19 protein-coding genes, 1 pseudogene and 1 other annotated feature are annotated in these 14,910 nt (G+C 43.2%); of the genes and pseudogenes, 9 read left to right on the top strand and 11 right to left on the bottom strand.

Features of this window, described 5'->3' with window-relative positions; translation table 11 throughout:
- Positions 1-609, top strand: a complete 609-nt coding sequence (locus H8706_RS05395) for a MunI family type II restriction endonuclease (protein WP_262431791.1) — start codon at positions 1-3, stop codon at positions 607-609.
- A 219-nt stretch (positions 610-828) separates the two neighbouring features.
- Here H8706_RS05395 and H8706_RS05390 read toward each other — a convergent pair whose 3' ends face one another.
- The 3 genes from H8706_RS05390 to H8706_RS05380 all read right to left on the bottom strand — a co-directional run bounded on the left by H8706_RS05390 (position 829) and on the right by H8706_RS05380 (position 4,596).
- On the bottom strand, positions 829-2,340 hold the full coding sequence (locus tag H8706_RS05390; protein WP_262431790.1) for an oligosaccharide flippase family protein: 1,512 nt from the start codon (positions 2,338-2,340) through the stop codon (positions 829-831).
- Positions 2,341-2,401: 61 nt separating this feature from the next.
- Positions 2,402-4,165, bottom strand: coding sequence for an ABC transporter ATP-binding protein (locus H8706_RS05385; protein ID WP_262431789.1), 1,764 nt, complete (start codon positions 4,163-4,165; stop codon positions 2,402-2,404).
- Between the two features lie 197 nt (positions 4,166-4,362).
- Positions 4,363-4,596 (bottom strand): hypothetical protein, encoded by a 234-nt coding sequence (locus H8706_RS05380; RefSeq protein WP_262431788.1) that lies wholly within the window; start codon positions 4,594-4,596, stop codon positions 4,363-4,365.
- Between H8706_RS05380 and H8706_RS12415 the strand changes: the two are divergent.
- The 8 genes and pseudogenes from H8706_RS12415 to H8706_RS05345 form a co-directional block, all read left to right on the top strand.
- A pseudogene (locus tag H8706_RS12415) lies at positions 4,577-4,660 on the top strand (stalk domain-containing protein); the annotation flags it as partial. The gene H8706_RS05380 and the pseudogene H8706_RS12415 overlap by 20 nt on opposite strands.
- A 167-nt stretch (positions 4,661-4,827) precedes the next feature.
- Complete coding sequence (locus H8706_RS05375) at positions 4,828-5,304, top strand: DUF4367 domain-containing protein (RefSeq protein ID WP_262431787.1); 477 nt, start codon at positions 4,828-4,830, stop codon at positions 5,302-5,304.
- A gap of 38 nt (positions 5,305-5,342) precedes the next feature.
- Complete coding sequence (locus H8706_RS05370) at positions 5,343-5,567, top strand: RNA polymerase sigma factor (RefSeq protein WP_262431786.1); 225 nt, start codon at positions 5,343-5,345, stop codon at positions 5,565-5,567.
- A 36-nt stretch (positions 5,568-5,603) separates the two neighbouring features.
- The gene (locus H8706_RS05365) at positions 5,604-5,828 is read left to right on the top strand and encodes an RNA polymerase sigma factor (RefSeq protein WP_262431785.1); all 225 of its coding nucleotides are present in this window, start codon (positions 5,604-5,606) and stop codon (positions 5,826-5,828) included.
- On the top strand, positions 5,821-6,750 hold the full coding sequence (locus H8706_RS05360) for a DUF4367 domain-containing protein (protein ID WP_262431784.1): 930 nt from the start codon (positions 5,821-5,823) through the stop codon (positions 6,748-6,750). Before H8706_RS05365 ends, H8706_RS05360 begins: the two co-directional genes overlap by 8 nt.
- Before the next feature lie 113 nt (positions 6,751-6,863).
- On the top strand, positions 6,864-7,592 hold the full coding sequence (locus H8706_RS05355; protein ID WP_262431783.1) for a sigma-70 family RNA polymerase sigma factor: 729 nt from the start codon (positions 6,864-6,866) through the stop codon (positions 7,590-7,592).
- 246 nt (positions 7,593-7,838) lie between these two features.
- Entirely contained in the window at positions 7,839-8,852 is a 1,014-nt protein-coding gene (gene aroF / locus H8706_RS05350; protein ID WP_262431782.1) for a 3-deoxy-7-phosphoheptulonate synthase, read from the top strand.
- A 9-nt stretch (positions 8,853-8,861) separates the two neighbouring features.
- On the top strand, positions 8,862-9,695 hold the full coding sequence (locus H8706_RS05345; protein WP_262431781.1) for a prephenate dehydrogenase: 834 nt from the start codon (positions 8,862-8,864) through the stop codon (positions 9,693-9,695).
- A gap of 26 nt (positions 9,696-9,721) precedes the next feature.
- On the opposite strand, the gene H8706_RS05340 is transcribed toward H8706_RS05345, so the two are convergent.
- From H8706_RS05340 to nusG, 8 genes are all read right to left on the bottom strand, one after another.
- Entirely contained in the window at positions 9,722-10,381 is a 660-nt protein-coding gene (locus H8706_RS05340; protein WP_178348060.1) for an SGNH/GDSL hydrolase family protein, read from the bottom strand.
- Positions 10,382-10,555: 174 nt separating this feature from the next.
- A complete protein-coding gene (locus tag H8706_RS05335; protein WP_262431780.1) occupies positions 10,556-11,083 on the bottom strand; it encodes a GNAT family N-acetyltransferase in 528 nt (175 codons plus the stop codon).
- 64 nt (positions 11,084-11,147) lie between these two features.
- Complete coding sequence (locus H8706_RS05330) at positions 11,148-11,672, bottom strand: biotin transporter BioY (protein WP_262431779.1); 525 nt, start codon at positions 11,670-11,672, stop codon at positions 11,148-11,150.
- Between the two features lie 166 nt (positions 11,673-11,838).
- Positions 11,839-12,210, bottom strand: a complete 372-nt coding sequence (rplL, locus tag H8706_RS05325) for a 50S ribosomal protein L7/L12 (RefSeq protein ID WP_262431778.1) — start codon at positions 12,208-12,210, stop codon at positions 11,839-11,841.
- Positions 12,211-12,254: 44 nt separating this feature from the next.
- Positions 12,255-12,869, bottom strand: a complete 615-nt coding sequence (rplJ, locus tag H8706_RS05320) for a 50S ribosomal protein L10 (protein WP_178348064.1) — start codon at positions 12,867-12,869, stop codon at positions 12,255-12,257.
- A 17-nt stretch (positions 12,870-12,886) separates the two neighbouring features.
- Positions 12,887-13,016 (bottom strand) — a sequence feature (ribosomal protein L10 leader region).
- Between the two features lie 36 nt (positions 13,017-13,052).
- Positions 13,053-13,745 (bottom strand): 50S ribosomal protein L1, encoded by a 693-nt coding sequence (rplA, locus tag H8706_RS05315; protein ID WP_262431777.1) that lies wholly within the window; start codon positions 13,743-13,745, stop codon positions 13,053-13,055.
- A 63-nt stretch (positions 13,746-13,808) separates the two neighbouring features.
- Positions 13,809-14,234, bottom strand: a complete 426-nt coding sequence (rplK, locus tag H8706_RS05310) for a 50S ribosomal protein L11 (protein ID WP_178348066.1) — start codon at positions 14,232-14,234, stop codon at positions 13,809-13,811.
- Between the two features lie 152 nt (positions 14,235-14,386).
- On the bottom strand, positions 14,387-14,905 hold the full coding sequence (nusG, locus tag H8706_RS05305; RefSeq protein WP_178348086.1) for a transcription termination/antitermination protein NusG: 519 nt from the start codon (positions 14,903-14,905) through the stop codon (positions 14,387-14,389).
- Positions 14,906-14,910 lie beyond the last annotated feature (5 nt).

Here is a 14,910-nt window from a genome sequence, read left to right as displayed (position 1 = left end):
ATGGGGAAAAAGGCGTTAAGCGGGAGAAAAAATTGGCAGCAACAGGGTGGGCTCAAAGCTTTACAGGCCGAAACGAATTTATACGATGTTTTTAGCGATTACTTTAAGGGTACAGAATACATATTGCATAAAAAACCTAAACATTTGAAGAATTTATATGCTAAAGTTATGTTGCCACAAAATATAATTGAACAAATTTATAATCCTACACTTGATCTTACGAAAACTAAATGGGGTGTTTCTCCTGATTTTGCGATTGAAAATACAAAAACAAAGAAAATATTGTTTGGCGAAATCAAGCGGCAGGATGGCTGGGTAGAAGGGAAAAATCCTAGTGCAGGCCGAGGAAATGCACACGAAAGATTATGTAAACTTTTTACACCGGGTCTGTTAAAAGCATATCGAGAAATTGGTGGTATTGACAGTGATGATACTCTTCCGTTTTGGGTCGTTTTTGAAGGCGATATTACTAGAGATCCAAAACGAAACAGAGAAATTGCCTTTTGGTTTGATAAATATGAAAACAATTACTTCATGTGGAGGCCAAATATGACGGGTGAAGACTTAGTTATGCATTTTGAGAAAAAATTAAAGAAGTATTTGGATTAACAATCATTCACACATTCTATTTACTTTCAAGAAAAGTTCCGGCATGAAACCTTTCTTGAAAGTAAATGCACCGTTTGAAATCATTGTATTAAAATTAGGTGTAAGTTTCACATCGGAGCAAATCCTCCTCTTCCGCAAAAAGTCACGTTCACGTCGGCTATTTGCTTGCAAGCGCATTCATTCACGGCTCACTGCCGGACTGTGTTACATAAATGAGTTTTATTTTTTCTTTTTATTAAGCTTAACACTGCTCATCAGCCACATCATATCCTCGTGCGACAAAACGTTTGACGCGCGCACAAAAACGAGATACAGCACACCTGAAAGGAAAATTCCTATCATAAGATTTGCGCCCGAAAGTACGCCTGCAAGCGCGGTGGAACACATCACCGCGAGGCTCGGCAAAAGCACGAATTTAAAAACACTCACCCGTGCGCCCGTACGCTTAAAAAGCGCAAAACTTCCGAAAATCGGCGTCGAGAGATTGCTCGCATAGAGCGTTGCGACAATTCCCGAAAATCCGAATTTAGGCACGAGAAAATATATCATTATCACACGCATAAGCGAATCGGCGGCGGTGATTGCAAGAGCCTGTTTTTGCATATCAAGCCCTGCAAGCAAGGCAAAAATCACTCCATCGGCATACATAAACGGCAAATACGGCGCGAGAATTTTTATAATTTTCCCAACCTCTGCGTTTTTATAAATCAAAAGCGAAATTTCGTCGGAATACGCGATAAAAACGCCCGAAATGAAAATTGCGCAAACAAACGTAAACTGAAAAACGCGGTAGATTGTGTAGTTGATTTTCTTTTTCTCACCGCACGCGTCGGCGCGCGTGATTTCGGGGACGAGAAGCATTGAAAACGCGCCGATTACCGACGACGGGAAAAGCAAAACCGGCATTGCCATACCGCGGAGCATACCGTACAGCGACAGCGCGTTTTTTGCGGAATTTCCGTATTTTAAAAGCCCCGACGGTATCAGCACATTTTCTGCGGTGTGCAAAAACGACGTTATAATTCCGCCCAGCGACACTGCGGAAACCGTGGCGAGAAACCGCCGTGAAACGTGCGGTTTATGCGTTTTTCTGACGTTTCGCACATTTCTTTTATAGAACAAAAACAAAAACAGGCACGAACACATTTCCGCAAGCACAATGGAACGCATAATCACACGGCACGCAAATGTTATGTCGTACACGCCGAATTTTGTGAACACAAAAACCACCGTGAAAATTTTTACAAAATCCTCTAAAATCTGCGAATTTGAAATGTGATACGCCTTGCCCTCGGCGGTGAAATATCCTTTAAAAACCGCGGAAAATCCGATAAATAAAAGGCTGTAGGTAAGTATTCTTATACTTTCGGTGCACCGCGCGTCGTTTAAAAAATGCGTGCAGATTTCCTCCGCAAAAAGGCTCATAACCGTAAGAATTACTAAAAATGTGCAGAAAACGTACATCAGCGCGCACGACGTCACCTGACGTTTTGCGCCCAATGCGTCCGCGCCTCTCTGCTCAGACACAACGCGCGTGACGGCAAGGCTCACCCCTGCGCTTGTTAGCGAAATGAGAAAAACGTAGAGCGAAAAAATGAGCTGATAAAGCCCCATTCCCTCCGCGCCGATTGTGTTTGAAAGGTAAACTCTGAAAAAAAGTCCTGCGCATTTAAGGAGCGCGGACGTACCCGAAATAAGCAATGTATTCAGCAAAAAACGCTTTTTTGTCACAAAAAATCCCCCGAAATTTTCTTATATAAAAATATATGAAAACTTCGGAGGAATAATGTCATCACACTTTTATCTCGTTTGCGCGCATATAAAAATTGTAATAAATTCCCTTTTTTGCCATAAGTGTGTCGTGCGTGCCCTCCTCGGAAATGCCGTCGTTTGTGAGCACCAAAATTCTGTCGGAATTTTTTATGCTCGACAGCCTGTGCGCGATTGTGAGCGTCGTTCTTCCCTTTGCAAGAGCACCGAGCGACTTTGCAACCTCGTATTCACTCTCGTTGTCCAGCGCGCTGGTCGCCTCGTCGAGTATGATTATCGGCGGATTTTTCAAAAACACGCGCGCTATGCTTATCCTCTGCTTCTGACCGCCCGAAAGCTTAACACCGCGCTCGCCGACGTACGTGTTGTAGCCGTCTTTAAGTTCTTTTATAAACTCGTCCGCGCCGGCTTTTTTCGCCGCTTCTTTCACCTCATCAAGCGTCGCGCCTATCTTTCCGTAGGCGATATTTTCAAAAATCGTGCCCGAAAAAATGTAAACGTCCTGCTGAACGATGCCGATGTTCTGCCTTAACGATTTCAGCGTTATTTTGCGTATGTCTTCGCCGTCTATGGTAATTTTTCCGCTTGTCGCGTCGTAAAAACGCGGAATAAGATTGCAAAGCGTGGTTTTTCCTCCGCCAGACGGTCCGACGATTGCGATTTTTTCGCCCGATTTAATGGAAAGATTTAAGTTTTTCAGCACCTTGTTGTGGTCGTCGGGATATTCAAAGCTTACGTTGTCGAACACGATATTTCCCTTGGGCGAAACAATGTCTTTCGCGCCCGGTTCGTCGAAAATATCAATATCCGCGTCCATAATTTCCAAAAACCTTTCAATACCCGTCATACCGCGCTGAAACTGCTCGGCAAACTCGATAATTCTGCGGATTGTGGCAATGAGCGTTGAAACGTACATAACATACGCAACCATATCGCCCGGCAGAATTTTGCGGTAAACCAAAAACAGACCTCCGCCGAGAATTACCGTGAGATACATAAGCCCGTCAAACACCCTTGTTGACGTGTTGAAAAGTCCCATAAGATTGTAGCAATGCTTTTTTATATTGAGAAAATCCTTGTTGCCGACCTCAAATTTACCGATTTCCATTTCCTCGTTTGCAAACGCCTTTACAACGCGCTGACCAAGGAGAGTGTCCTCAATGCTCGCGTTAAGCTCGCCGATAAGATACCTCTGTCTTTTGAACGCGGCGCGCATTTTTTTGTTTATGGCACGGCACACAACAGTCATAATCGGCACGAACGCAAAAACCATAACCGTGAGCGCAAGATTTATGCGCGACAAAATTATAAACGACACGGTGATTTTTACCGCCGCGATGAAAAATTCTTCGGGACAGTGATGCGAAAACTCGGTGATGTCGAAAAGGTCGCTGGTTATGCGCCCCATAATCTGACCGACTTTTGTATTGTTGAAATACGTTTCCGAAAGCTTCTGCAAATGCGAATACGCGCTCGAACGCATATCCGTTTCGATTTTCGCGCCCATAACGTGACCCGTGTTCGACATATAATAGTTTGCAAAAGTGTCGATAATTCGCAAAACAAAATACAAAAGCGCCAGCGACAGCACCATTCGCACGGTAAGAAGCGTGACGTCCTCAATCGCAGTGTTGGTGATTTTTCGGATTATCATAGGAAGAACGATTTCGCACACCGTTGTTAAAAATGCGCAGAAAAGGTCGAAATAAAGCGTTTTTCTGTACGGCTTAAAATACGGCAGAAACCGCCTTATAAGCTCGCTTGTTGAATATTTTTTGTCATCCATTTTTGTTTTACCTCAAAAATTTTTTCTTATATAAATTAAAACACAAAAGCATAATTTTGTCAAATATTTTTGCTTTTTAAAAAAATTTATGATAAAATTATAAAAACAGTGCAACATTTCACCCTTTTGAGTTGTTATACAAGTGAGGACCTCAAAAAGACAAAAAACTCAAACAAAAAATCCCAATCAAATATGACTTAAAAGGAGAAATGCGTTATGAAAAAGAAATTTGTATCATCTGTACTTTTGGCGGCTATGGTATTCGGTTCGTCGTCCGCATTTGCGGCAGACACAGACCTGCCTGTGCTGATAAGTTCCGCACCGTCTGCGGAGGAAACAATCGTCGGCGTTCCGCAGATTTCGGTTGACGGAAACGCGGTTGATTTGAGCAAACTCAACGTTTCGCAGTATATGTATACCGAAAATGACAACACGCTTGTTCCCCTCCGCGCGGTTGCCGAAAAAATGGGTTACAAGGTTGACTGGAACGAGGCGGACAATTCCGTTTCGGTAAACAACGACGAATGGGAGGTTGTTCTCGAAATAGGCGTTGACAGCTATTTCGGCGTTACAAAAATTAAAGACGCTGTTGGAATGACCGCACCGCAAACCTACGGCACTGCACCAAGATTATTGATGACACAACGTATGTCCCCGCGAAAATGTTCGAGCTTATGGGATACGATTTCAGCTCGGTCGGTCAGTACGCAAGCTTTACAAAAGCAGGCGCAAACGATAATAACGCGGTGCAAATTCCCAATCCGCTTGTTGAATATAAAACGGTTGACGAGGCTAAAAATACTCTTTCGTTTGACGCACCCGTTCCGACATTTGTTCCCGACGGATACAAAATTGATTACGTCGGCACAATCGCAGGCGAAACACTTCAGATTTTTTATAAAAACGGCAAAAACGAGATAGTTTTCCGCGCTGCAAAGGGCAGTGATGACATCAGCGGTGACTACAACGTGTATAAAAACACAAAAACCGTAAGCGTAAACGGAACAGACGCAAAATACCGCGAAAACGTCGAAACGTCGGGCGCGGTATGGACAAAGGACGGTCTTACTTTCTCGGTTTATGCCGACACGGTGATTTCGGAAAAAGACGCTTCGGATATTATCGCAAGCGTTAAATAAAATTTATCGGCAAAATTTTTCACGGGAGTGATATTCTTTTGGAAACGGCGCAGATAACAAGGCTGGTTGAAAAATACGGCGATATGCTTTTGAAAATTTCATATACATATTTAAAAAGCAGGGCGGACGCAGAGGACGCAGTGCAGGAGATTTTTATGCGCGTAATTGAAAAATCACCGCAGTGGACCGACGAAAATCACTGCCGAAATTGGCTTATCCGCTCCGCCGTAAACGTTTGCAAAAACAAATTAAAATCGTTTTGACAGCGCAGCAAACGCTCGATTGACACCATTTGCGAAATGCCGTTTTACGACGAATACGACACAAATTCCGAGGTGTTAAAGGCGGTAATGTCGCTCCCCGAAAAGGAAAGAATTGCAGTTTATATGTATTACTACGAGGGATATAAGAGCGCCGAAATAGCGCATATCACGGGCAAAACCGACACCGCGGTGCGGACGTATCTTATGCGTGCGCGCAAAAAATTAAAAGAAATGCTGAAGGAGGATTATGATTTTGAGTAAACAATACAAAAAAGCAATGGACAAAATCGTTTTGTCAGACTCTCTGAAAGAAAAAATCATCTCCGATATGGTTTCGGCGGACAAAAAACAAAAATTCAAAAATTCCGACACAAAAATATTTTATCTTCGCACATTTGCAGGCGCGGCGGCGTGTTTTGCACTTCTTTTGGGCGGTTTTTCGGTGATGAAAAATTATTTTCCGATAAATCCTTTGCAAAAACCGAGCACACCGCAGACCGAAATTTACAAACCGAGCGAAAATCCGACCGGAAAGGACGAAAACAAGCCGTCCGACGAAAAAAACACTCCGTCCGACGTGCCAAAGCCTTCGGGTAGGACGGATTTAACAACACCGGAGGAAAACTTGCCGACACAAAGCGACATTAAGGGCAACACGGAAATTTCCGCGCCGGCCGACGGACCGACAGGCGAAAATCCGCCTTTTTTGCAGTTGCCGGGAGGTGAGGGCGAACAAAATCCGAACGGTGAAAATGAACAAAATCCGAATGACGAATACGATCCCCCGACTCTCGGCGGAAATCCGTATGAGGAGATTTCCGATATTCAGACGCTTGAAAAAAAGCTTGGTTATGCGGTAAATACGCCGTCGTATCTTCCGAGCGGATACAAACTTGACAGCATTTCGCTTATTTTCGGCACGCGCGCCGACATCACATATTCAAACAGCGAAAGTGAAATAGTTTTCCGCACAGAAAAAAGCGAAAGCGACGACATCAGCGGTGTTTACGAAACATACGAGCGCGTTGAAAATACCGATATAAACGGCATTACGGCGGTTTTGAAAGGCAGCGGCGAAAAAATAAACATTGCGGTGTTCAAAAACGGCGCGTCGGCATATTCTGTTTATTCTCCCGACGGGCTTGTGAAAGATGAAATTATAAAAATAATCGGCAGTATATAACTGATAAAATACACAAAGCTTTTACAAGAAAGTTTTGTGTATTTTCATATGTTGCATATTTTTCAAAATTGTGTTATTATAGTTGATAATAATACAAAAAAGGGAGGGTAAATATGACGGCAGACGAAAAAGAGCTGTTTGACGAATACTTTCGCACCAAAAACAAGGACGCGCGCGAAAAAATTATTGAAAAATATATGTACCTTCCCAAGATAATTACAAGAAAATATCTTAACAAGGGCGTTGAATACGACGATTTGTTCCAGGTTGCGTGCGTGGGGCTTATAAACGCCGCCGACCGCTTTGACCCCAACGTCGGCGTTGAATTTCAAACCTTTGCGACGCCCACAATTCTCGGCGAAATAAAGCGTTATTTCCGCGACAAGGGCACGATTATAAAGCTTCCGCGTAAAATTTACGAGGTGTTTCAAAAGGCGAACAGAATACGCTTAAAACGTATGCAGTACGACGGATATATTCCAACAATCGACGAAATTGCAGACGTTTTAAAGCTTGGAAAAAACGAAATTGACAACTGTATGCTGTATGAAAATATTGTAAATATTATCTCGCTCGATTCGCCCGTATATAACGGCGAAACGCCCCTTTTAAGCAGTATTGTCGGCTTTGACGAAAACGAATTTTTACTGCTCGAAAACAAGGATTTTATAAAATCTTCAATAAAACTCTTGACAAACGAAGAAAAAAGGCTTATAATACATAGATATTACAGAAATCTTACGCAAAAAGAAATTGCAAAACGGTGGAATGTATCGCAGATGTATATTTCAAGGCTGGAGCGGAAAACGCTTGAAAAGCTTAAAAATATGTATCTCAAATAATCTTAAAGAAAGGACATACAACGATGAGAAATATATTCGCAGCAGTTAAATATTATTTCTACTTTTACTTTGGATTTTATTTTCGTCCAAGGTTACTTTTGCTGTGAAAATTATCGTTGATACTGTCAAATTAAAATAATTGAGTATATAAAACCGATAAGTTTACTGCAAAAGTAAAAGCTTATCGGTTTTTTTATATGTTAAAAAGAAACATCGAACAAATTCAAAAAAGAAAGGTGAAACAAAATGATTATTATTTTAAAACCCAACTCCGACAAGGAAAAAATTAAAGATTTACTCGATTCGCTCAAATCGCGGAATATAGGAATACATTACAGTGAGGGAAAATTTGTCGATATCATTGGACTTATCGGCGATACATCACATCTCGACATCAACTCCGTTATGGCGTCCTCCGACATTATCGAAACGGTAAAAAGAGTTTCCGAGCCGTACAAGGCGGTTAACAGAAAATTCCACCCCGACGACACCGTTGTGGACGTTGACGGCGCAAAAATCGGCGGTCAAAATTTCTCGGTAATCGCAGGCCCCTGCTCGGTTGAGAGCGAAGAACAGATGATTTGCATTGCAAAAGCCGTTAAAAAGAGCGGTGCAAAGCTCCTGCGCGGCGGTGCGTTCAAGCCCAGAACCTCCCCCTACTCTTTCCAGGGACTTCACGACGAGGGCATAAGACTTCTTCTTGAGGCGAAAAAGGAAACGGGACTTCCCATTGTTACCGAAATTATGAGCCTTACGCACATTGACCTTTTCGCCGACGTTGACGTTATCCAGGTGGGCGCACGAAATATGCAGAACTTTGAGCTTTTGAAAGAGCTTGGAAAATGCGATAAGCCTATCCTTTTGAAACGCGGTCTTGCAAACACAATGGACGAGCTTTTGATGAGCGCGGAATACATTATGGCAGGCGGAAATTCAAACGTTATCCTCTGCGAGCGCGGTATCAGAACGTTTGAAACGGCAACGAGAAACACCCTTGACATTTCGGCAGTTCCGCTCCTTAAAGAAAAATCTCACCTTCCCGTTATAGTTGACCCCAGCCACGCGGCAGGAATTGCAAACCTTGTTGAGCCTCTCTCGAAAGCGGCGGTTTCGGTCGGCGCGGACGGTCTTATGATTGAAGTGCACAACAATCCCCCCAAAGCGCTCTGCGACGGCGACCAGTCACTCACGCCCGTACAGTTCGACCACGTTATGGAAAAGGTTAAAATGCTCGCGGCATTTGAAAACCGCATTATGTAGGAGGAAAAAATGGACATTGGCTTTATCGGCTGCGGACTTATCGGCGGTTCGCTTATCAAATCGCTCGATAAGAATGCAGCGCATAACATACACTTTTTTGATACTGACCCCGACACGGTGAAAAAAGTTGAAAATTCCACACACGCGCGCTTTATGGAAAGTATGGACGCCCTTAAAAATCTCGACGTGGTTTTTGTGTGTCTGCACCCTGTAAAAACCATTGAATTTATAAAATCGAACGTTAGTAACTTTAAAAAAGGCGCGATTGTGAGCGACGTTTGCGGTGTTAAGCAGAGCATTGCCGACGCGGTTGAAGATTTGCTGATTCAAAACGGTATAAATTACGTCGGCATACACCCTATGGCAGGGCGTGAGTTTTCGGGGTTTGACTACGCAGTGGACAACCTTTTTGAAAACGCATATTTCATCATTGCCGAGCCGAAAAACGGCGCTGACATTTCACCGCTCAAACAAATCGCGAAAGACTGCCGTTTTAAAAGCATTGTGGTTACGACGGCGAAAAAACACGACGAAATTATTGCCTTTACCTCACAGCTTGCGCACGTGGTGTCAAACGCGTATATTAAAAGCCCTACCGCCCTTTTGCAATGCGGATTTTCGGCAGGCAGTTTTCTTGATATGACGCGCGTTGCGTACCTTAACGAAAATATGTGGACCGAGCTTTTTATGATGAACAAAGAAAGCCTTTGCACGGAAATTCAGACGATTATAAATCATCTTGAAGAATACAAAACCGCTATGGAAAACGGCGACAAAGAAAAGTTAAAATCTCTTTTGAAGGACGGCAGAGAGCTGAAAGAAAAAACGAACGCAGAAAGATAAAATTATCTTGTCTGCGTTCTTCTTTTTTATAACGTAAGCAAAAATTTTCCGATTTTGTCCGCAACATAAGCGTGTCCGCGGTCGTTGGGGTGAAGTCCGTCCTTGTAGTATTTTTCATTGATAACCGGTATTTTCGGCTGAAGTCCCGAGTGTGCAAACAAGTCACAGACGGGCAGAGAATAGTATCTTGCAACCTCCAAAATTATATCAACATAATCTTTAAGCACACCGTAGTTGTACGCTTTGTCACCGTCACCGCGCGGATTATCCTCATTTGTGCGGTGGAGCGGAGTTACAACAACAATCGGCACATCGCTGAATTTTTCGATAAGCCTTGTAAAAAGGTCGTGGCACGCACCGTAGAACGTGTCGGGAGTTCTGTCATCAAACGAGCCGATGGGCGCGTCACCGTGACCGAAATCGTTCGTTCCGCCGAAAACAACCACCGCGTCCGCATTTTCGTCCATTTCTTCAATTCGCGACGCAAAATACTTGTCCATTTTGGATATTTTGCTCGCCACAATCTGACGCGCAATTCTTGTGCCGCCGATACCGTAATTATTCGCGCTTTTTAATTCAAATTCTTTTTCAAGAACACTGCAAAAGCAATTTTCATTGCAGGTTGCACCTGCGCCCGCAGTGATGCTGTCACCTAAAAAATTTACAATTTTTCCTTTAAGTTCCATTTTTTAATACTCCTTTGCGATTTTCTTGTCCTTTTATAACACAATCATATGAATGTGTCATAATAAGACAACAATTCGATAAAAACTATCGCTATTATAACACCGAAAACGCGCAAAGTAAAGTTATTTTCCGGAAATAGTCAATATTTTTAATAAAATATCAATATTTTAATATTATTGAAGTGTCTTTTCAAGGCAAACCAGTCCGACGCTCTCAATTCCGTTGAAATTGCACGGAACAATTCCGACTTCGTCATAGCCGAGCTTTGCGTAAAGCCTGCGCGCGCTTTTGTTTTTTTCGTTGGTGTCCATACGCAAAAACGGACAACCGTTATCGAGCGCAAAATTCTCATAAAACTTCACAAATGCCGAACCGTAACCTTTTCCCGACGCGGACGGGTCAACAACAAGTGTATGCAAAACCATAATTTTACCGTCGGGTGCGTCCTTGCGTTTCCAGTCGGCGTCGGCGTATTCGGGCACCTGAATTTTGTTGATTTTCGCCGCCGCGACAATCACGCCGTTGTCCTCCATAACGAACAGCTCGTCCGCGTTGAGCGCGTCCAAAGCGGTCTGCTCGGTGGGATAAACTCCCCTCACCCAGCCGACGTTCGCCCTGCCGTTTTCCTCCTCGGTGATGATGTTGTCATATATCTCGGCAACTCTTTTTATGTCGCCGGTTTTTCCCTTTCGTATAAGCATTTTTCCGTCCTCCGTTCGGTCTATATTTCGCATATTATACCATTCGGAGCGAAATTTGTCAACTCTAAAATCTTGAAACCGCCTTTTTTATGGGGAGCGCGATGAAATACGCCAAAATAACGCTGATTATGTCTTTTACCAAAAACATTCCCGAAACGGTGAGAAACGAGCTTATGAACGGGTTTGACGTAACGAGCGAATACTGCAAAACTCCGCAAAAATGGCAGATTAAAATTCCAAAAACGCCTAAAATTATGCCGGTAACCGCTTTTTTATCCGTACCGAGTCCGCAGAGCGCCGACGCGGCAAAGAAACCGAAAATAAATCCGCCCGTCGCGCCGAAAAGCTTTTGAAATCCGCCGATAAACCCTGCAAAAACGGGCAATCCCACCGCGCCGAGCAAGACGTATACAAGAACGGTAAGCGCACCGCGTTTAGCGCCGAGTATGTATCCGCAGAGTGCGACGCCAAACGTTTGCAGTGTGAACGGTATTCCGAACGGCGTGGGAATCGAAATCTGCGAGCATACGCAAAGTATCGCCGCAAAAAGTCCCGTAAATATTATGTTTTTTGTTTTACTGTTTTGCATTTTTGCACCTCGTTTTTTAGTTTGGTTGATTTTTGCATATTACCAATACCGATTATACATCGTATTCGCATAGTTGTCAACCTATATTTTATATTTAGGTTGACAATATATACAAAAACAACCGTCTTGCATCTGCAAGACGGTTATATTTTCGGTGAAAGTTAAATTATTTCAATTCAACTTTAGCGCCGACCTCTTCGAGCTGTGCTTTGAATTTTTCAGCGTCTTCTTTGTTTGCGCCTTCTTTAATTGTTTTGGGTGCGCCGTCAACCATATCTTTAGCTTCTTTGAGACCAAGACCTGTGATTTCTCTTACAACCTTAACAACTTTAAGTTTTGCAGCACCTGCATCTGCCAAAACAACGTCAAACTCTGTTTTTTCAGCAGCAGCACCGCCTTCAGCGCCGCCAACAGCTGCAACCGCTACGGGAGCAGCAGCACTAACGCCCAACTCTTCTTCCATCATTTTTACTAATTCTGCAACTTCGAGCAATTTTAATTCTTTAATATCAGCAAGAATCTGTTCTACTTTACTCATTATAATGTACCTCCTCAAATAATAATAAAATTAAATTTCAACAATTATTCAGCAGCGGGAGCTTCCTCTGCGGGTGCAGCTTCTTCTGCTTTGGGTGCTTCTTCAGCCGCCGGAGCGGTTTCTTCAGCAGTTTCTTCTTTTTTCGGTGCTTCAATCTCGCTCAATTCCACGCCGTTATCGACAATAGCCTGCAAGGTTCTTGCCAAAGCGGAGATAGGCGAATTCAAGCTGCCCATAATTTTTGCGATAAGAACGTCTTTAGACGGAGTTTTAGCAAGCTGATTGATTTCGTCCAAAGAAATAACCTTACCGTCCAAAAATCCCGATTTGATTTCGAGTTTTTCGTTATCTTTTGCAAAATCCGCAATAACCTTTGCCGGAGCAACGGGGTCATCATAGCTTACTGCAAGAGATGTAGGACCGTTTAAAACAGCGTCCAACTCATCAAAACCAACCTCTTTAGCCGCAAAACGTGTAAGAGTGTTTTTAACAACTTTGTACTCAACGCCTGCCGCACGGAGTTTATTACGGAGGTCTGTGTCCTCCTCAACCGTCAAACCGCAATAGTCAACCAAAACACCTGCCTGGGCAGTTTTAAGTTTTTCTATCATCTCGGCAACGATTTGTTTTTTAGATTCCAAAACTTTTGAACTTGGCATAACTTTCACCTCCCGAATAGTATAAACAAAAAGGTTTCCCGCACAGACACGCGAGAAACCCAATAATAACGTATGTTAAAATTAAATCCTCGGCAGGAAATTAAGCAAAAATGCACCTGCTGTCTGTGGATACCTTTTATTTTATATCACAAATTGAAACTTTTGTCAACCCTTTTTGAAAAATTAACCTAATTTTGCGGGGTTAATTTTAACGCCGGGGCCCATTGTGGACGCAACCGCAACCGATTTGATGTACTGACCTTTTGCAGCGGCCGGTTTAGCTTTGATAACCGCGCCCATAAGCGTATTGAAGTTTTCGGCAAGTTTCTGTGCGCCGAACGAAGCTTTTCCGATCGGGCAGTGAATGATGTTTGTTTTATCAAGACGGTACTCGATTTTACCGGCTTTGATGTCTTTGATTGCTTTTGCAACGTCGGGTGTAACAGTACCTGCTTTGGGGTTAGGCATAAGACCTTTAGGTCCCAAAACTCTACCGATACGTCCTACAACGCCCATCATATCGGGAGTTGCAACAACAACATCAAATTCAAACCAGTTCTCGCCCTGAATTTTCTGAACAAGCTCTTCGCCGCCGACATAATCAGCGCCTGCATCTTCAGCGATTTTTACATTATCGCCTTTAGCGAACACCAAAACTCTGATTGTTTTACCCGTTCCGTGCGGAAGAACAACCGCACCGCGGACCTGCTGGTCTGCGTGACGCGAGTCAACGCCGAGTCTGATGTGTGCTTCAACTGTTTCGTCAAATTTAGCTTTTGCGGTTTTAACAACAACGTCAAAAGCCTCATCTGTGTCATACAATTTTAATTTTTCAATCAATTTTGAACTTTCAAGATATTTTTTGCCTTTATGCACTTTTCTTCCTCCTTTTAGTGGTTAATCGGAAAATCAATTCCTCCCACGTTTTTAACAAGACAATCAGTCTTCAACCGTGATGCCCATACTTCTTGCAGTACCGGCAATCATACTCATAGCCGATTCAACAGAAGCCGCGTTTAAATCAGGCATCTTCTTCTCTGCAATTTCTTTCAGAGCGTCTTTGCTGATTTTAGCAACCTTTGTCTTGTTGGGAACGCCCGAACCGCTTTCGATTTTGCAAGCCTTCTTAAGAAGAACCGCAGCAGGGGGAGTTTTTGTGATAAACGAGAAAGATCTGTCCTGATATACCGTGATAACAACCGGGATAATAAGACCTGCATCTTTAGCTGTTTTTTCATTGAACTCTTTACAGAACTGCATAATGTTAACGCCGTGCTGACCCAATGCAGGACCTACCGGGGGAGCCGGTGTAGCCTTACCTGCGCCAATCTGTAATTTAATGTAACCTGTAACTTTCTGTGCCATTTAAGAACACCTCCTTACAAAAATGTGGTATGGCGGAAATTTCGGGTTAAAAACCCTTTCCTCCCACTCTATAATAATCGGAAAACCGAATATTATCAAAATATAAAGCGAAGCAGTAAACAGTTTGATTTTTGATTATCAAAAACCAGAAATTAAAGCTCCTCAACCTGGTCTGCGTCAAGCTCCAAGGCGGTTTTTCTGCCGAACATAACAACGCTTACGGTAATCTTTCCGGTAGACTTGTCAATCTCGTCCACAACGCCGATTTGATTTGCAAACGGCCCTTTGACGATTTTAACGCTGTCGCCTGCGCTGAAGTTGATTATGATTTCTTTTTTGTCAACGCCGAGCGCCTCAACTTCTTCTTCGGAGAGGGGCACGGGCTTTGAACCGGGACCTACAAATCCCGTAACGCCGGTGGTGTTTCTTATAACATACCACGTGTCGTCGGTCATAACCATCTTAATCAGCACATAGCCGGGAAAAACCTTTCGCGAAACTGTTTTTTCAACGTCGTCTTTCTTTTCGACAACCTCTTCCAAAGGCACAACAACCTCCGAAATAAGCTCCTCCAGACCTCTGTTTTCTATTATTTTTTCCAAATTTGTTTTAACCTTGTTCTCATAACCCGAATAGGTGTGAACAACGTACCATTTTGCATTATTGAGCATAATCA

The organism is Qingrenia yutianensis (genome assembly GCF_014385105.1).
GTDB lineage: Bacteria > Bacillota > Clostridia > UMGS1810 > UMGS1810 > Qingrenia > Qingrenia yutianensis.
Note: the sequence above shows the minus strand (reverse complement) of the source record. Positions and strands in the feature narration are given on the sequence as shown.